Annotated in this window: 18 protein-coding genes and 1 pseudogene; 6 read left to right on the forward strand and 13 right to left on the reverse strand. The window is 32.7% G+C overall.

Annotated elements, in window-relative coordinates; genetic code table 11:
* Nucleotides 1–72: 72 nt before the first annotated feature.
* From ACE94K_RS10700 to ACE94K_RS10730, 7 genes and pseudogenes are all read right to left on the reverse strand, one after another.
* Entirely contained in the window at nucleotides 73–492 is a 420-nt protein-coding gene (locus ACE94K_RS10700) for a DUF2141 domain-containing protein (RefSeq protein WP_378183974.1), read from the reverse strand.
* Nucleotides 493–761: 269 nt separating this feature from the next.
* A complete protein-coding gene (locus tag ACE94K_RS10705; protein WP_378183976.1) occupies nucleotides 762–2,096 on the reverse strand; it encodes a DUF58 domain-containing protein in 1,335 nt (444 codons plus the stop codon).
* Nucleotides 2,096–3,088, reverse strand: coding sequence for an AAA family ATPase (locus ACE94K_RS10710; protein ID WP_378183978.1), 993 nt, complete (start codon nucleotides 3,086–3,088; stop codon nucleotides 2,096–2,098). The genes ACE94K_RS10705 and ACE94K_RS10710 overlap by 1 nt, the downstream gene beginning before the upstream one ends.
* 5 nt (nucleotides 3,089–3,093) lie before the next feature.
* Nucleotides 3,094–4,278: a DUF4350 domain-containing protein gene (locus tag ACE94K_RS10715; RefSeq protein ID WP_378183980.1), complete on the reverse strand. Its 1,185-nt coding sequence runs from the start codon at nucleotides 4,276–4,278 to the stop codon at nucleotides 3,094–3,096.
* Nucleotides 4,271–5,020 (reverse strand): hypothetical protein, encoded by a 750-nt coding sequence (locus tag ACE94K_RS10720; protein ID WP_378183982.1) that lies wholly within the window; start codon nucleotides 5,018–5,020, stop codon nucleotides 4,271–4,273. The genes ACE94K_RS10715 and ACE94K_RS10720 overlap by 8 nt, the downstream gene beginning before the upstream one ends.
* The gene (locus tag ACE94K_RS10725; protein ID WP_378183983.1) at nucleotides 4,986–5,909 is read right to left on the reverse strand and encodes a hypothetical protein; all 924 of its coding nucleotides are present in this window, start codon (nucleotides 5,907–5,909) and stop codon (nucleotides 4,986–4,988) included. Before ACE94K_RS10725 ends, ACE94K_RS10720 begins: the two co-directional genes overlap by 35 nt.
* A pseudogene (locus ACE94K_RS10730) lies at nucleotides 5,890–6,857 on the reverse strand (stage II sporulation protein M). The gene ACE94K_RS10725 and the pseudogene ACE94K_RS10730 overlap by 20 nt, the downstream one beginning before the upstream one ends.
* 39 nt (nucleotides 6,858–6,896) lie before the next feature.
* Between ACE94K_RS10730 and ACE94K_RS10735 the strand changes: the two are divergent.
* Nucleotides 6,897–7,625, forward strand: a complete 729-nt coding sequence (locus ACE94K_RS10735; protein ID WP_378183985.1) for an RDD family protein — start codon at nucleotides 6,897–6,899, stop codon at nucleotides 7,623–7,625.
* Nucleotides 7,626–7,706: 81 nt separating this feature from the next.
* Entirely contained in the window at nucleotides 7,707–7,868 is a 162-nt protein-coding gene (locus tag ACE94K_RS10740; RefSeq protein ID WP_378183987.1) for a hypothetical protein, read from the forward strand.
* 410 nt (nucleotides 7,869–8,278) lie between these two features.
* Here the strand turns inward: ACE94K_RS10740 and ACE94K_RS10745 are convergent, their stop codons facing one another.
* Nucleotides 8,279–9,037 (reverse strand): peptidylprolyl isomerase, encoded by a 759-nt coding sequence (locus ACE94K_RS10745; protein WP_378183989.1) that lies wholly within the window; start codon nucleotides 9,035–9,037, stop codon nucleotides 8,279–8,281.
* A gap of 38 nt (nucleotides 9,038–9,075) precedes the next feature.
* Here ACE94K_RS10745 and ACE94K_RS10750 point away from each other — a divergent pair, with 38 nt between their 5' ends.
* Complete coding sequence (locus ACE94K_RS10750) at nucleotides 9,076–9,675, forward strand: NUDIX hydrolase (RefSeq protein ID WP_378183991.1); 600 nt, start codon at nucleotides 9,076–9,078, stop codon at nucleotides 9,673–9,675.
* A gap of 163 nt (nucleotides 9,676–9,838) precedes the next feature.
* A complete protein-coding gene (locus ACE94K_RS10755) occupies nucleotides 9,839–10,642 on the forward strand; it encodes a lysophospholipid acyltransferase family protein (protein ID WP_378183993.1) in 804 nt (267 codons plus the stop codon).
* 81 nt (nucleotides 10,643–10,723) lie between these two features.
* On the opposite strand, the gene ACE94K_RS10760 is transcribed toward ACE94K_RS10755, so the two are convergent.
* The gene (locus ACE94K_RS10760; RefSeq protein ID WP_378183994.1) at nucleotides 10,724–11,179 is read right to left on the reverse strand and encodes a lipocalin family protein; all 456 of its coding nucleotides are present in this window, start codon (nucleotides 11,177–11,179) and stop codon (nucleotides 10,724–10,726) included.
* 420 nt (nucleotides 11,180–11,599) lie between these two features.
* On the opposite strand from ACE94K_RS10760, the gene ACE94K_RS10765 reads away from it, so the two are divergent.
* Nucleotides 11,600–12,451 carry a helix-turn-helix domain-containing protein gene (locus tag ACE94K_RS10765; protein WP_378183996.1) on the forward strand — a complete coding sequence of 284 codons (852 nt, stop codon included), beginning with the start codon at nucleotides 11,600–11,602 and terminating at the stop codon, nucleotides 12,449–12,451.
* A gap of 91 nt (nucleotides 12,452–12,542) precedes the next feature.
* Nucleotides 12,543–13,379 carry an NmrA family NAD(P)-binding protein gene (locus ACE94K_RS10770; protein ID WP_378183998.1) on the forward strand — a complete coding sequence of 279 codons (837 nt, stop codon included), beginning with the start codon at nucleotides 12,543–12,545 and terminating at the stop codon, nucleotides 13,377–13,379.
* Between the two features lie 199 nt (nucleotides 13,380–13,578).
* Here the strand turns inward: ACE94K_RS10770 and ACE94K_RS10775 are convergent, their stop codons facing one another.
* From ACE94K_RS10775 to ACE94K_RS10790, 4 genes are all read right to left on the reverse strand, one after another.
* On the reverse strand, nucleotides 13,579–14,052 hold the full coding sequence (locus ACE94K_RS10775; RefSeq protein ID WP_378184000.1) for a hypothetical protein: 474 nt from the start codon (nucleotides 14,050–14,052) through the stop codon (nucleotides 13,579–13,581).
* Nucleotides 14,053–14,189: 137 nt separating this feature from the next.
* Nucleotides 14,190–14,723, reverse strand: coding sequence for a hypothetical protein (locus ACE94K_RS10780; RefSeq protein WP_378184002.1), 534 nt, complete (start codon nucleotides 14,721–14,723; stop codon nucleotides 14,190–14,192).
* Nucleotides 14,724–14,774: 51 nt separating this feature from the next.
* Nucleotides 14,775–15,290 (reverse strand): hypothetical protein, encoded by a 516-nt coding sequence (locus ACE94K_RS10785; protein WP_378184004.1) that lies wholly within the window; start codon nucleotides 15,288–15,290, stop codon nucleotides 14,775–14,777.
* Nucleotides 15,291–15,356: 66 nt separating this feature from the next.
* A complete protein-coding gene (locus ACE94K_RS10790; RefSeq protein WP_378184006.1) occupies nucleotides 15,357–17,492 on the reverse strand; it encodes a hypothetical protein in 2,136 nt (711 codons plus the stop codon).

Genomic DNA, 17,492 nt, shown 5'->3' on the forward strand with positions numbered 1-17,492 from the left:
ATTAACTATAAGCAGGGTTTTGCTTGAGAATAAAAGCAAAACCCTTTTTTTGATTGATGAGTTGTTGTTATATTAAAATCTAATTTCCAGTTCCATATCTTCGGCACCGACCTGAAATTTAGCATCACTCCACATGGGTGGTCCATAACTCATATTATTATTAGACACTCCATAACTTTCTTTTGGCATTCCATTTTCCTCAAAATCCATTCTTTCATTATTATTAGCATCGTGTACACAAGAGATTCCATATTCGCCGGCAGGAATGTCGGTAAATGTAATTTTAGCTACACCATTTACAATTTCACCTTTTGCTGATTTTATAGGAGCAGCTTTCATAAAAGTTGTTTCATCATATAATCCAAAAAGTACAGCACCGTCAGAGTTAGCAACATTTGGTACAGTTACGGTGATAGTAACTCCATCGGTATCTTGGGCGTTAGTAACAAAATTTACTGCGGTCATTGTTAAAAATAATACTAGAGTTTTCATAAGAGTTTAGTTTTTTGATTTTTATTATTTCGTTTTGATGAGTCAAAAGTCTAAAAATCCTATGCGTATTTATAAAGTATCTAACTCAACTGTAGAATTTAATGGATGAAGTGTAACCCCTCTGTCCACATACGGTGGACATCTCCCCTAAAAGGGGAGAAGTTCAAAAAAGGTTTTTGATTTATAACCGGGAGTCGCTTTTGAATTTTGAAACTAGTATATGAATAATCATAATTCACAATTCGTAATTCTAAATTCATTATTCGTAATTACAGAAGTCCTCTAGCTTTGATTTCCAGGTATTTATTAATCGTATTTACCGTTAAATCTTCGGGTGAAGTTAATATAGAGTGAATCCCATGTCTGCTCAATTCATTAGCGATCATTTTTTTCTCATAAACAAATTTTTCGGCGATTGTCTTTTCAAAAATTTGCCGTGTAGAATGAGCTGCTTTATCCAGAAAGGATTTCAATTCGGTATTTTCAAAAAAAATGATTACCAATAAATGATTTTTTGCAATAGCTTGTAAATATGGCAACTGTCTGTTAAGTCCATCCAAGGTTTCAAAGTTGGTATATAGTAATAGTAAACTTCTATGGGTAATACTTCTTTTTATATCTATGTAAAGTCTGGCATAGTCGGATTCAGCAAAATCAGTATTAATATTATATAAAGTCTCTAGAATTAAATTCATTTGACCTTTTCTTCTTTGCGCAACAACTGTATTTTCTACTTTTCTGGAAAAAGTAAATATTCCTGCCTTATCTTGTTTTTTTATTGCAATATTAGAAATAACTAATGTAGAATTTATTGCATAATCAAGAAGGCTTAACTCGTTAAATGGCATTTTCATTACACGACCGGAATCAATCACAGAGTATATAGGTTGTGACTTTTCATCTTGGTATTGGTTTACCATAAGATGATTTCGTTTTGCAGTGGCCTTCCAGTTTATATTACGAATGTCGTCTCCAGAGACATAATCTTTGATTTGTTCAAACTCTAAAGTATTACCAATTCTTCTGATTTTCTTAAGTCCATATAATTTCAATCTATTCGTGAATGCTATGAATTCATATTTTTTTAGCTGTAAGAATGATGGATAATTGGGAACCATGGCTTCATTAGAGAATTTTTGTTTACGTTCCACAAGCCCAATAGGTGAACTGGTAAATATGTTTACATTTCCGAAATGGTATTCACCTCTTTGTACAGGTCTTACATTATAGTTAAATTGTTTTTCTTCGGATGGTTTTAGCTTAGAAGCTATTTCAAAGTTTCTTTGTTGAAATTGAATAGGTATTTCATCAATAATTCGAATCCCGGTGTTAAACCGATATCTATTTGCTACCTGAATCTGGATAGGGTTTTCATCTCCATTGGATAATTTTTCGGGAAGAATCCTAGTACCTTGAATACCGAATTTGTTTCTATAAAGTAGTAGAATATCAAAAACAGTAATAACTACTAGGACATAGAACAAAAGTTTAGCGACCCCAAAGAAATCTTCAAAGAAATATGAAATAATGAAAAGTGCTGTAATCGAAAAAAATACAACAAAAAACAATTTTTTAAAATATAAACTTTTTAAAAAGGTTTTCACTAACGAGGAATTTCTATGTTTTCTATAATCTGTGATACGGCCTTTTCTGTTGTAAAGCCTTCCATTTCGCGCTCTGGAGTTAATATAATTCTGTGTCTTAATACTGAAGGAGCTACTTTTTTGATATCGTCTGGTGTAACAAAATCTCTACTATTTATAGCAGCAAGTGCTTTAGAAGCATTCATAATAGCAATAGAAGCTCTAGGCGAAGCCCCAAGGTATATATTGCCGTCATCTCTTGTATTACTTATAATAGATGCAATATAGCTCAATAAGTTTTTCTCAATAATAATATTTTTAATGATTCCCTGATATTCTGAAATTTGACTTGCTGTGAGTATAGATTCAATACTATCTGTAGGAATATCATTTTTTCTGTTATGATGACCTTCCAGTATGCTTATTTCTTCCTCAATGGATGGATAACCTACATTTATTTTAAACAAAAAACGATCTAATTGAGCTTCGGGTAACGCATACGTTCCTTCTTGTTCAATTGGATTTTGAGTAGCAAATACCAGAAAGGGTGCTTTCATTTCATTTTTAATTCCATCTATAGTAATCTGACGTTCCGCCATCACCTCGAATAGTGCAGCCTGGGTTTTTGCCGGAGCACGGTTGATTTCATCGATTAAAACCATATTAGAAAATATAGGTCCTTTTTTAAACTCGAATTCTGAAGTCTTTACATTAAAAATAGAAGTTCCCAGAATATCGCTAGGCATCAAATCCGGTGTAAACTGTATTCTACTAAAATCAACATCCATGGTTTTAGCCAAAAGTTTTGCTGTAACTGTTTTAGCAACTCCAGGAACACCTTCGATTAAAGAATGACCATTAGCTAAAATGGATATGATCAATAACTCAATCATATCATGCTGTCCAATGATTACTTTACCCAATTCTTCCTTTATTTTTTGTACAGACTGTTGTAAATCTTTTAGATCAATTCTATTATTGAATTCTAAAGGGTTTTCTGTCTTTTCTTCCATAGTTTTTATAATCTAAATTCTTCAATTCTTTTGTTTAATTCGATTAAATCTTCTTCATTATGAAGCGTTCTGTTCCTTAAACCATTTATGTAATCAATTAATACTTTAGTATCAGTTACCGATGTATTACTTTTAATAGCAAGTCGATTGATAAAGTCTTTATCTAATTTATGCGTTTCTATATAATATTTGCTTCTTATCTTTTCTAAGAAGTATGTTATTTTTTGAGCTATAATGTTGCTAAAATCTTTATGCTGAAAATATAAATCTCCTATTGTCTTAGTAAATTCTACTGATGTGTTTTCTAAGGGTTTTACCACAGGAATGATCCTTTGCTCTCTTTTTCCTTTGAAAATGATGAATACTAAAATTCCTATTATTAATTGGTAGTAGGCCCAGCGCAAAGGAATCTGATTTAGGACAAATCGCATGGGAGAATCAATTACTTTACGACCAGATTTAATATAATCGTCCCAATAAAAGGTGTTAGTTTGTAAAAAAGAAATCAAAGCAGCGGTATAACTTGCATTATCGGTTAGCATGTAATAATTGGAAAAAGCTTCTGGTAGCGTGCTGAAATAAAGTTTCCCGTTTCCTTCAGAGACCTCTATAAAATTAACCTGTTCAATAGGTTCAAGATCGTTTTTGTAATATCCTAAAGCTTTCGTTTTTAAGGTGTCAAAACTTTGAAATACAGTTTTGTATATTTTCTTTTTGAATCTAACAGAATCACTGTTTTTAAATGTATTAGAAAAAAATCTAGGAGTAATTTCTTCTTCAGTTAATTGATAATCAATATCCGTCTCAATATTAAGTGAGTCTTTAAATACCTGCCCAAAACTTGCGCCAGCTAGAAATACGCTATTTCCGGATCTTACAAACTCTATTAGTTTTTGGTAAGATCGTTTGTCTAAATTTATTCCAGAGTTTATAAACACATATGCAGAATGCTCTTTATGACTAGAGCCAGCTAAGAAATCATAAGGATTCTTTGTTATTAAAGTTACTTCACTATTTTCATTAAAGTTCTTTAATTCCTGAAAAGCAATATAGCTGCCAAACGGAATTTTATCACTGGATAAATAACTTGGATTCCAATTTATCGGTTTGGGTCTTACTACCTCTATTATAATTATAGTAAGGAAGGCTAATCCGAAAAGGAGTAATATGTTTTTTGATTTCTTATCCAAGGTTTTCCATGTTTAGATGTAATTGATCAAAAGACTTTTTGGCATTATGGTACTTCTCTTCATTAAGATCAAATTTTCCATACCAGATATAATCATATAGATAAGAAACTTCATTAAAATGTAGTTTTAATTGATCATTATGTATTTCTCTTTGGTAGTCGCTATTCGTTTTTTCGAAATGATAATCTATTAATTTTCGAAGAGAAAGATCTTGTAATGTTTTCATATACATATAGCGTATAGCCAGTCGATAATCGTTAATGGATAATGCTTCTTGTATCAGTTTATTCAGATCTATATTTTCAATATGTTCCTCAGAGAAGTTAATTGGAGCAACACTTTTATTCTTTTTACCAAAAAATGAAGAAGCGTCTTTTCCGACTAAAACTCGAATTAGGATATAAATTACAATTACTATAAATATGAGATATATTAAATTTTTAAGTACCTCAGCAAGTTCGGGGCTTATCTCTATTCCAAAGATATCTTGTAAACCATTAAAAAACCAGTTAATAATTCGTGCAAGAATGTTCTCTGCTTCGCCTTCTGCTGCCCCATAATCAAATTCTCCATCAGTATATCGCGTAGGAATATTTTCTTTAAACTCATGAATAATTATATTCGAAGTTTCCACTGATACGGTCAGAGAATCGGTTTGACCTGACGTAGAATAAATTCCTAATATAACAAATATGTAAAGAACGCTTTTATTCACCAGCTCCAATTTGATCAATCTTTTCACGTGTATGTATATTGTATTTTTCTTCGTGTAACGAATAATACAAGACTCCATTAATAAACTGCGAAAGGGATTGCGAGTAGGCTGCAAGAATAAAAAAGATACATAAACTAAATGTATAAATAACTTTAGCAACAACAGATTCTCCAATGACAGTATTAACGTTAACGGCATGATATGTATAGACTCCTACAATTACACTAGGTACTATTAAAATCAAAAGAAAAAGTAATCCTACAAGAAGTCCTAAAATGAAATTAACTCCTACAGTTTTCCAAAAATTGTTTCTAACTAAATCCCACCCTTCTCCAAAAGCATCTACCGGATTTTTGTTTTCATTTAACATTACCATAAAAGAAACCCCAAACCAAGCAGTTAATCCAAAACCAATTACATTTTGAGCAATGAATCCAATCAAAGGTATAAAAGATAATACCAATGATATGATCATATATATGACATAGATTACGGCGAGCAAAATGATAAAAAGTAATATTCTTCCAATATTTTGTTTAACAAGGTTTAAAACTTCTTTTTTATCCGTAATTACTTTTTTCTGTTCGTCATATTTTATCATATATGAAGATGCTAAGCTGTAATTTAGTGCAGCAATAATTATAAATACTAAAAAAAATAATATAACTCCAAAGCCAACAAGCATCGTAGAATTTTCTTCGGTAGAATTGCCAAATCCTGTTTGAGTATTGTACATGCCCATAAATCCGGTAACCATTAGGTAGCTAATACCGAGAAGCAGAAAAATAAAAACACCATTATAGCTTATAAATATATTTGTAAAACTTTTTAGGTTTAACTTGAAAAACTCGAAATACGTATTTATAATACTTCCAAGATCTCTTCGTTGTTTTAATTCAATGTATTTGTCGTTCATATAATTTATTTAAATAGATAGGGTAGATAATGTAATAGTAAACAATCAGGGCTAACGAACTAAAAATAATCGTCATTGCTAACCAAACAGGCATGTTAGAGTATCTGGTAATAAAACCTTCTATAAAACCTGCAATAATAAAAAAGGGTATTGTACTTACTACAATTTTTAATCCATCTTTAGCTCCTTTCATAAAAGAAACTCTTCTAGAATATGTTTTAGGAAATAAAATACTATTCCCCATAACGATACCTGCACAACCAGCAATAACAATAACCGAAATTTCTATAGTGCCGTGTAACCAAACTGACTTAGAGGCTTCAAAAAGTAATCCTTTAGTATAAAAGAAAGTCATAAAAGCACCTAGCATAATTCCATTACTAAACAGCACGTATACTGTGCCTAAGGAGGTGATTACTCCAAAAGCATAAGCTATAAAGGCTACTCTTATATTATTAATTGTAATTCCTAAAAAGGAACCAATCATACTACCACTTTTATAAATAGCAGTGGGATCTCCTTTTTCTATATTGTTTAAAGTTTCATTTACGTATGCATCACCAAGTATAAGTCTTAAAAATGAAGCATCATTAATTGCAGAAATAATACCTATACAACAGGCAAGAAAGAACACTAAAAATGTAAATAAAAGTGTCTTTTGATGCTGATAGAAAAAAGAGGGAACTCAATCTTCCAGAATTCTAGGATCCTGTTTTTGCGTTCTTTTTTATTTATATAGATTTTTTGATGTGCCTGAGAAGCTAGTGAATTAAGGTATAACAGCGTTTTGCTGTCAGGATAATAAGTCTGGGCATATGATAGGTCATTTGTTAAATGCACATAGTAATCAGCAAGTTGGTCTGGACTAATCCTTAAATTTTGTGTGATTGCTTTTTCAAAAGCGATCCATTTTTCCTTATTTTGTTTCACAAAAGCTGCTTCCCGCATCTATCAATTTTTTACTCAAATATAATTACTTATATATAAATGGCAAATATAGCAATCAATACAACACAAAACGTAAACCTAGATTATAAAACCGCAGGCATTGGCGAGAGAATTCTTGCCTTTGTAATTGATGTTGCTATATTTTGGCTTTACTTGTTTATCGTAAATTATATAACGTCGATTTTAGGAACTGCATTTTCGGATAATTGGACGGTTTTTGGAATTCAATCCCTATTGTTTTTACCAGTTTCGTTTTATTCTCTTTATATGAATATCATTTTTAATGGACGAACGGTAGGTAAGATGATATTAAAAATCAGGGTAGTTAGAGTTGATGGTTTACCGGTTCACTGGAGTAATTATTTAGTGAGATGGATGCTTAGATTGGTTGATATTTGGATTTTTCTTGCCTCTATTGGCACATTAAGTATCATCTTTTCGGATAAGCATCAACGATTAGGAGATGCTGCTGCAGGCACTATTGTTATATATACAAAACAGAAAGTGAAAATTTCTCATACTATTTTAGAAGATTTGAATGAAGATTATGAGCCAAAATTTCTTAATGTAACCAAGCTGACGGATAAAGATGTTAGATTAATAAAAGAGACCTATCACATTGCTAGGAAATCAAATGACTTTCATACACTTACTGCTTTAAGAAATAAGGTTGAAGACGTTATTCAGGTAAAATCTGAATTGTATGACCGTCAGTTTTTGGATACGGTTTTAAAGGATTATAATTATTTCACTCAAAAATTAAGTTAATAAAACTATCTATTTTTCTTATCTAGGGTAACAATTTTTTGTGATAATTGATATAAAGATATAATCATAAATCATAATATCATGAAAGCAAAGAATTTCAAACATTTACAATTACGTAAAGAAACCATTTCGCGATTAAAAGGAGGGCAGGCACATCCTATGGGTGAGTATAAGGATCGCGTAAAGTGGTATGTAGGGACTCGTAACACTTGTCAGTGCGAAACTATAGCAGATCCTTGCTAGAGGTAATGGTGATAGCTGTCTTAAAGGGTAAACTAATGACTTTTTAAGACAGTTATGTATTCTTATAAGTAATTTAACTTTAATCAATACAAAATGCGTCAATTAGAGTGATTCCGTTGGTAATCCCGATTGTGCCGAAAATAAGCCTACCTGTCGGATGGCAAACAGGCAAGCATTTTGTAATAAAAAGCCTATTCTTAATAGCTCGGGAGAACTATAGAGATGTAATTTATTTATCAACTTTGAAAAGGTTCTCGGTAGGATTTTTCTTTATTTTAATTACTAAAAATCACTCGAACAGACGATCTAAACCATTTTAGCTCTAACATTAAATATAATTTCATTGGATCACCTGAACTAAAATATTTTGGATGAGTCTATCTCAGGTTAGTACGTATTTGGAACAAGCATTATTTAATCACCTCTGCTTTAATAAATATATTTTCTTTAGGCCATTCGCTACCATCTACAGGTACGTTAGAAATTTTGTCAGCCACATTCATTCCTTTTACAACTTTGCCAAAAATAGTGTGTTCTCCATCCAGATGATGTGCTCCTTGTTTTGCAATCACAATAAAAAACTCATAAGGTGTAGAACGATTCGAAGGATTGTCCACCCATTGTTTGGAAAGAGCCACAGCACCGCGTTCGTGAGTAAGACCTTTAATGGGTTCTTGTGGTAAGGTATAATCACCAATATCGTGACGTTTTTGAGCCATTTGTCTTCGATCACTATTGCCCCCTTGAATAACAAAACCTTTAGCTACGCGATAAAAGAAGGTTTCATCAAAATATTTTTCCTTGACCAGATAAATAAAATTAGCGCGATGCAGAGGAGATTCTTTGTAAAGCTGGATATGAATATCCCCAAATTTAGTAATCACTTTTACCAGTGTTTCAGGATTTTCTTTACCATACTCTAGCAAAAATCCCTTCATATTTTCATTGGTGAGCTTAAAAGGCTCTTCATCCAGTACTTCTGGAGTTTGATTTTTATCCTCTGTTTTTGTTTTTAATGTATCATTTTGATTTTCAGTATTTTCCTTAGAAACGTTATTTTCGTTTTTTTGAACAGGCTGTTTAGTTTTTTTAGATTGTGTATCTTCACAACTACAGAACGCAAGAAAAACAATACAACTATATATAAAAACTACTCTGGTAAATGACATTCGAAACATTTAAAAGTTTGATTCCAAAAATACAGAAAATGTCAGTACCTGGAGCATCCTCTCATTTTATTATGGCTCCCGAGGTCAGAAAGCAGGAGCTTTATAACATCAAAATAGAAGAGCAAAATCCCAGGAATGCAGCGGTACTTATGTTGATGTATCCCAAAGAAACCCGAACGTTTATGGCTTTGATTTTACGCCCTACGTACGAAGGAGTACATTCTGGACAAGTAGCATTGCCAGGAGGAAAAGTAGAAACCTTTGATAAAACGTTTCAGGATGCTGCGTTGAGAGAAACCTGGGAAGAAATAGGAGTAAAACCGGATACTGTAGATACGCTGAAATCACTGACCAAAGTATATATTCCTCCTTCTAATTTTTGGGTACATCCTTTTCTGGGCTTTACGAATACCTTACCCAATTTTGTACGTCAGGAAGAAGAAGTGGAGAAGGTAATAGAGGTTTCTATCGAAGATTTACTAGACGAACAAAAGGTAACCTCCAAAAAATTATCAACTTCGTATGCAGAAAATATTGAGGTACCCTCCTTTGAACTAAATGATTACGTAGTTTGGGGTGCAACCGCTATGATGCTTAGCGAACTTAAAGTGTTTCTAAAAGAAGCTTTGGCCTCATGATTTTGTATATTTGATTCCTGTTTTTTCGAAATTTTCACAAGAATTTATCGAATATTTTATCGGTTATTTAATCATTTGTTATTATTTTCATTGATAATCAGGAAATTATTGAAAAATGATATAACGATCGACACTAAACAACTAATTAAACCAGAATTCATTTATGGGATTGTTTAAAAGAAATCCTTTTGGTCATATACTATTCTTAAAAAAATGGCTTATCCGTATTATGGGAGCCATGACACATCGTAGATACCGAGGATTTAATGAACTTCAAATTGAAGGAAGCGAAATTTTTAAGACCCTTCCGGATAATAATGTGCTTTTTGTATCGAATCATCAGACCTATTTTGCTGATGTGGTGGCCATGTTTCACGTATTTAATGCTAGTCTAAGTGGACGTACCGATTCGATTAAGAATATTGGCTACTTATGGAAACCTAAACTAAATCTATATTATGTGGCGGCAAAGGAAACCATGAATGCAGGATTGTTAGCCCGAGTACTGGCATATGCCGGAGCCATTACCGTAGAACGTACGTGGAGAGAAAAGGGACAGGATGTAAATCGCCAGGTAAAAATGAGTGACATTACTAATATCAAAAGAGCGCTAGAAGATGGATGGGTGATTACGTTTCCGCAAGGAACTACAAAACCGTTTAAACCGATTAGAAAAGGAACGGCACATATCATCAAACAATACAAGCCAATTGTAATACCAATTGTTATCGACGGTTTTAGAAGATCATTTGATAAGAAGGGAATCCGAATTAAAAAAAGAGGGATTTTACAATCTATGGTGATCAAAGAACCCTTAGATATTGATTATGAAAATGATTCAATAGATGAAGTGGTGGCCAAACTAGAATATGCGATAGAGCAACATCCTTCATTTCTTAAAGTAATTCCACAAGAAGAGTTGGAAGCAGAGGAGGAGTTGAACAAGAAAAGACGCTGGGAGTATTAAAAGAACAATAAGGTAGAAGTGAAAAAATACCCCTTGATTATATCTATAGTCGAGGGGTATTTGTTATTTATGGCGTTAACTTTAGCGTCGCTCATAGGTTTCTCTATCGGTAACCAATACGGTATCTGTTCCATCAGTTTCTTCATAACTAAATTCCAGAATAAGCGTGGTTTCGGTCAATGTTACGATCGTACCTATATTAGCGTCAGTTCCTGTTTGGATCGTCAGTAGATTGCCTTGCAAGGTATAATCGAGGGTTAACGTAAGAGAAGCTTGGCAGATTAAGGATCCATCTATGGTAACAGAACTATTATTAACGGTAGCGTTAAGCGCTCCGGTTTCTGTAAACTCCAGTGTGTTTTGTAGATCACATTCGTCAAGTTCTATAATTTCGCCGTTACTTACAGAGGCTGTTAATTGCCAGGTACCAATGAGTAGATCACCATCAATCAAACTATTGGTAGTAGAGTCATCATCGCTACTGCAGGCAAACGATAGTAATATCAATGAGGCGAGAAAAAACTTTACTATTTTCATAAAAATTGATTTAAGATTAGTAAAACAAAGTACTATAATTGGTTTGATGAATGCAAATTACCTGGGTTGCTTTTTATTTTTTTACATACATCTAAATTGGGCTTCGAGGGCACTTCGACATTTATCGTCCTACGGCGGAGGCTCAGTGTGACACCTCAGCCCATGCGATTAGTTGATCTTTGAAGGTATTTAAAATGCATCAGCAAAAATCATTTGGTGAAGCTTCACCTATCTGTCTGTGGAAGAATATTCGCAAAGAAAGTATCTTCAAAGAAATTAGCACTACTATCTTTAGAACGTTTTATCACAATTCATTGCAATTTCCTATCTTTCGGTTGTAGTGTAAACCATAGCGGATTTCTATATAAAGCTTGCGCAATACTGCCAGTAATACAAAAATAAAACAAGAGTTGCCAAAGGATGAATCGCGAAATGATAGACATAAAGGATTATACCATTTTATTGGAAGAAGCTTCGACCGATACGAAGGTAATCGATTCTTGTTTTTTTGATGAGCCTGTCATAGCTATTGCCTTTTATGGTAAGGGTGATGTAGGGCTTAAAGTGAAGTTTGATGGTAACACCAAAACATTTCATCACACCAAAGGAATGGTCTTATCATTTTACGCAGATAGTAAAGTGGAATTTGAACATTACGTCTACAAATTAAAATCGCTACAATGTCTTGTCATCGCCACAACCCTTAGAAATATTGATAAATTACCCAATGGCGAAGGTCGGTTTTTAGAAAAATTTTTATACCCGTTGGTGCATCCAAAAGATCATTATGTGGAAGGTCCGGTGTTTCACATGAGCCCAGAAATGTTTCAAATTGTTGAACAGTTTTTTATTAATACCTATCAAAACGAAATAAAAATGCTGTTTTATAAAAGCCATATCACGGCTTTACTTTCTCACTATTTTGGACAATTAGCAAAACAGCATCATACAGAACTTGATACTAGACTGCTTGATAAAATTAATCTGGCACAAGAAATTCTGCAATCCAATTTAGAAAACCCTCCATCCTTAACAGAATTAGCCCAAAGGATCGGAACCAACACCAATAAATTGAAGATAGAATTCAAAGCACAGTTTGGTGTTCCTGTTTTTAAGTATTTACAAAACGAACGTTTAAAAAAAGCCTATAACTTAATTAAAAACGAGCAAAAAACGATTCAGGAAGCTGCGTGGACTGTGGGTTATGACAGTTTGGGCTCTTTCTCTAATGCCTTCGAAAAAAAGTTTGGCTACAGACCCAGTCAGGTATAAAATTCTTCTCAAATAAATCATAATTCTTTTCGAATAAGTCGCTAGTTCGCATCCATTATAGATTTGTATCATAATTCAAAATCATATAATTATGGACAGTAACATTTTAATCATCGGAGGAACCGGAAAAACAGGTCGCCGAGTAGCAGAACAGTTGAAAAATAAAGGAATCGAGCCTAGGATTGGATCCAGAAATGCATCACCAGCCTTTGATTGGGATGATAAAGATACCTGGGTAGATGCCTTACTTGGTATCAAAAAAATGTATGTCACTTATTATCCTGATCTGGCGGTTCCCGGAGCTAAAGAAGCCATAGAGAGTTTGACATATTTAGCCAAAGAATCAGGAGTTGAAAAAATGGTTTTACTATCCGGAAAAGGGGAAACCGAAGCAGAAACCTGTGAAAAAATCATTATGGATTCCGATATGAATTATACTATCGTCAGGGCCTCATGGTTTAACCAAAACTGGAGCGAAAGTTTCTTTTTAGAAGCTGTTTTATCGGGTGAAGTAGCGTTACCATCATCGGATGTTTTAGTTCCGTTTGTAGATGCCGATGATATCGCAGAAGTAGCTGCTACCGTTTTACTAGATGATTCTTATGATGGCGAAATCATTGAGGTTACTGGACCGGAGTTAATTACTTTTAAGGATATTGTTGCGATAATTTCTAAAACAAGTAAAAGACATTTGAACTTTCATGACATTACTTTAGAAGAGTATATTGCTGGTATGAAACAAATGCAGCTACCGGGTGATATGGTTTGGTTACTGGAGTATTTGTTTAGTCACGTGTTAACTAATCCTAACAATCAGGTAGTGGTTTACGATATCGAACGTGTTTTAGGTAGAAAAGCAAAAACATTTTTGGCATATGCTCAGGAAACTGCCAAAACCGGAATTTGGAACCAGGTTTTAACGGAATAATAATGCTGTGGTCTAAGGGTTCATTGGGTAACGTTCATTAATAACTTACACTGTGATCTTATTAAATTAAAGACTATGCACAGTAAAGCTTACATTTTTCAAGAACTATGTGATAATAATCGAAAGATAATAAAAAAGAGAGACTGTCTTTTTTTGGACAGTCTCTTGAATTTAGATTTTTAATTAAAGTATAAAGAATTTAATAATATGTTATAAATAGTCCCTCATCTCCTTTCATTACATATTCAAAGGAGTAGATTTTATCTTTTTTAAGAAGTACATAAAATTCGACATTATTATCTACTGTGATAACATAAATATCTTTTCCTCCCGTATCATCTGAAACAAATTGGATTAAATCATCTCTATTACTGTCTTCATATTTATGAACAATAAATTTGATGTCCTTATTTAAGAGATGACTTTTTTTGACTTTTAAACTAGAAATATGTTTATCAAACATATTTTGTAAAGTATCTCTAAGTTTTGTTGCAGCTTTATCCTCAAATAAGTATTTCGAATATAAATCTTTTGAACTAGTATTCTCCTGTTTGAAAATTTCACTAAAAAATAAATCAATCATTTCTTCATTAGTTGGCTCTTTGTTATCACTACAATAGCAAAACATAAGGGAAGTTAAAAATAGCAATACACTTATTTTTAATTTTTTCATAAATCTATTTTTTAAAAGTTAGCAACCTCCAGATTTTTGAGGAGCATTTTCTTAGTTATAATCAATTAATATAATAGCTATATTTTACTATTTTATAAAAAAGAGCCAAATGGATAGTTGGCTCTTTTCGTTCTGGATTACTTTTTGTTTTTTTTAGTTGGTTTTATGTTAAAAGGAGGACTGTCAATACTGAACATAATTTCACTAATATTCATTTCATGCCTTAAATATGCCTGAATATAGAAACCGTCCTTTTCCCAAATCATAAATAGTGGTTTTTCTTCGAACGTGCCATCTCTTAAATCCGATTCCCTTTTTTTTACATTTGATACAAAATCGCCATTTTCACTAACGTATTTTCCTTCACTAACAACTGTGGTTTTATCAACTACTTTAATAGTATCCGGTTCGCCATATTCTTGTGTAAAAGAATTGTAAAAAGGTTGGGCGATAACACTTGGAAAATGAATAGATATCGAACTTGTTATACCTTTGTCATCTGTTGTTAACGAGAGATATCTTATTGTATATCCGAAGAAATCTGAATTAAAATAATCCCAGTTACTATACATAGAACAATCTTCAAATTTTACAATTGAAGGTTTAAATGAGCTGCCTATTCTATCCTCGATAGCAGGAATAGTTTTTCCTAATAATTGTTCAAATTTCATGTTATGGTTTAACGGTGGATTTTGGTTAAAATCAACCACAAGATTACCTAATTACTTTTCTATAGTACTAAAAATGATTTCACTTATGTTTTGTTTGTGCCTTAAATAGGCTTTAATTTGATAATACTCTTTATTCCAAATTATGAACAAAGGCTTTTCATCAAAAGTACCTTCTCTTACATCAACTTCACTTTTTCGAACATTTGAAATAAAATCACCATCATCACTGACATACTTACCTTCGCTAATGACTGTTCTTTTCTGGATCACGTGAATATGGTTGGGCTCTCCATATACTTCGATAAAGTTGTCATAAAAATCTTGATCGATTACTTCACGAAAATGAATAGATATAGATTGAACAATTTGATAATCATCTCTTTGTACTGAAATAACATTATATGACATTCCGTAGAAGTTTTTTTGGATAAATTCATCAGAAATATAATAAAAGTCTTTTCCGAACATGTTATTTTCAAAATCATCTCCTATCTCATCTTCAAAAACAGAAATAGGTTTGATCAATAATTGCTCAAATCGTATAGGATCAGCTAAATTTGTGTGCATGCTTAGCATTAATAGCAAAAAATTCATATCTATTATTTAAATGTCTAAGTTAACAAAACTTCTTAATCATTCACAATCAAAAGGGTTTCCTATTCCTAATAGGTAATTTATATACGGAGCTGGACTTGGAATAGGAAATGGTTCTTGTGAAGTTATCCCACCACCAAATAATGCCATTTGTATTTCGATTTCTCTTTTAAAGAAAGTAGCCAAACTCTCTTTGGTAATATCTGGATTTCTATAAAAATGTACATCTGTTTTTTTTATAGCGGTGGTTACAGCGATCGCTGTAGCATTTGCTGCCTGACCATTGGTCATCCAATTGGGTGCAGTGAAATATAAAATATTAACAGGAATATCAATTTCCCCATAATAGGGACTTCCATTAGATCTAACACCTGCTGTATAAAATGTATGATCAAAATTTTTAACTGCACTTGCTCTTTGTAAAGCTCCAGGTGGTTTGGCATATTCAAAACTTCGACAGTCTGCTCCTAAAAGTGGGTTTACGTTAGAATTAATATTTAAAACATTGATAGCGTTTTGTAGCAAATCAATAGAATCCGGAGAGAATCCATTTCTATGGAGATATCTAAGATAAGCCGCAGTTTCTGTAGAATTTAATATCCCTGTTTTAAATGCAAGAGTTATATCCAAAATTACTTTAAACGATTCGAAGGAACCAAAAATTTGTTGAAGGGTAATTCTACCCGATCTACCAAAATACATCGTACTAGCAACACCATCGGTTCTAAACCTAAGTTCAGTTCTGTATGCAGTTGTTGTTTGGTTTCCATAGTCATTAATACCTGGTTCAAATCGAAACATTCTACCAATGTCTTCTACATCAATAGCATCAGGTATGGAAATCCCATTATGTCTAAAGATGTCTTTGATTAAAGAACCGGATAAGGTAAAGTTACGAGTGTTTTCTGCAAAGTAAAGTTGGTTAAAAAGATTACCAACACCTTTTAATCCGGATAAAAACCCTTGTATATTTGGTTTAATGGAAAATATTCTTTCCTTATCTCTGCTACTGGGAAGAAGAGGTGCATCGTCACTTTTCCAGGTAAAATGACCTAAAAACTCGGTATGTTGATCATCGTAGTAGTTTGAAAATATTCTTCCTGCAGTGCTCAACGTACCATTTCCAAAATTATTAGATTGGAGATATGTATTTAGTGTAGAATAATTGTCATTATTTAAGTTAAACCAAGATTTTGCATCTTTTAAATCCGTATTTAATGCGTGCTGTAATTTTGCAATAGCATCTGTAATCGGTGGATAAGTTATCGACGGAGCTCCCACCCTAAGTCTTGCGCCAAAAATTGCTGTATTCTCGTAGTTTTGAATATAGGGTGCAGGATTAAATGTTGCCGGACCATAACTGGCGGCGGTTTGTACCGGGCTATTTGTATTAAGATAAATCATATATTTTGTCATAAGAAATACCTTATTAACAAAGTTGTATTGATTAAAATGAGAAACCATATTTGACACAAAGGCATTTTCTAATATTTCTGCCGACTCTACCAATGGAATACCGTGCACTATTCTATAAGCATCTTTATAGTTGTTTTCACTGTTTACTATTGAGTTATTAGTAGTATTTAAATTGTTATTGATTTCCGCACTTGATAAACTTGTAATAAAACGATTATTAATGGCTAAATCCCCAAGAAGACTAGGGTTGATATTGTTGTTAAGTTCTCTGCGCCGTATTTCATAAAGTCTGCTTTCATATTTTTTAGCCAATCTCGCTTCTTGTGCATTTCTGTTCAATTGTTGTCTGTATTCATTGCTAATATCCCTGTACAATTTCTCAGTTGTCGGTAATGAAAATCTTTTAAATACATAGTTTCTTGCATCACCATAAGAATTGAATTGCCTATTCATCACCTCTTCTATGCGTTCTTTTATCAATACTTCCTGACGTCTTAGTAGTTCTTCCTGTTCTCTAGCGGCCAAAGAATTATATATATTAATGAAGGCATTATAATCTGACGAATATTGACAATAACAATAGGACGGAAATTGTCTAATTGTTTCTGATTTGTCTTCATCCCCAATCGGTGTGATGGGTCTTGGTTCTTGAAGTGATTCTGAGTATGGAGCTATGATTTCATCTTGTGCGATCACTTCCAGTGATGGTAATAGTAGTATGAATACTGTTAAAATTAGTTTTATATGCTGTAATTTCAT

The sequence above is a fragment of the Aquimarina besae genome (assembly GCF_042434905.1).
Lineage (GTDB): Bacteria > Bacteroidota > Bacteroidia > Flavobacteriales > Flavobacteriaceae > Aquimarina.

Coding starts and splice junctions, on each gene's coding strand:
- ACE94K_RS10785 (WP_378184004.1), bottom strand. CDS start 15,290: ATGCACACAAATTTAGCTGATCCTATACGATTTGAGCAATTATTGATC.
- ACE94K_RS10735 (WP_378183985.1), top strand. CDS start 6,897: ATGGCAAATATAGCAATCAATACAACACAAAACGTAAACCTAGATTAT.
- ACE94K_RS10775 (WP_378184000.1), bottom strand. CDS start 14,052: ATGAAAAAATTAAAAATAAGTGTATTGCTATTTTTAACTTCCCTTATG.
- ACE94K_RS10760 (WP_378183994.1), bottom strand. CDS start 11,179: ATGAAAATAGTAAAGTTTTTTCTCGCCTCATTGATATTACTATCGTTT.
- ACE94K_RS10740 (WP_378183987.1), top strand. CDS start 7,707: ATGAAAGCAAAGAATTTCAAACATTTACAATTACGTAAAGAAACCATT.
- ACE94K_RS10700 (WP_378183974.1), bottom strand. CDS start 492: ATGAAAACTCTAGTATTATTTTTAACAATGACCGCAGTAAATTTTGTT.
- ACE94K_RS10710 (WP_378183978.1), bottom strand. CDS start 3,088: ATGGAAGAAAAGACAGAAAACCCTTTAGAATTCAATAATAGAATTGAT.
- ACE94K_RS10770 (WP_378183998.1), top strand. CDS start 12,543: ATGGACAGTAACATTTTAATCATCGGAGGAACCGGAAAAACAGGTCGC.
- ACE94K_RS10725 (WP_378183983.1), bottom strand. CDS start 5,909: ATGAACGACAAATACATTGAATTAAAACAACGAAGAGATCTTGGAAGT.
- ACE94K_RS10755 (WP_378183993.1), top strand. CDS start 9,839: ATGGGATTGTTTAAAAGAAATCCTTTTGGTCATATACTATTCTTAAAA.
- ACE94K_RS10750 (WP_378183991.1), top strand. CDS start 9,076: ATGTCAGTACCTGGAGCATCCTCTCATTTTATTATGGCTCCCGAGGTC.
- ACE94K_RS10765 (WP_378183996.1), top strand. CDS start 11,600: ATGAATCGCGAAATGATAGACATAAAGGATTATACCATTTTATTGGAA.
- ACE94K_RS10790 (WP_378184006.1), bottom strand. CDS start 17,492: ATGAAATTACAGCATATAAAACTAATTTTAACAGTATTCATACTACTA.
- ACE94K_RS10780 (WP_378184002.1), bottom strand. CDS start 14,723: ATGAAATTTGAACAATTATTAGGAAAAACTATTCCTGCTATCGAGGAT.
- ACE94K_RS10745 (WP_378183989.1), bottom strand. CDS start 9,037: ATGTCATTTACCAGAGTAGTTTTTATATATAGTTGTATTGTTTTTCTT.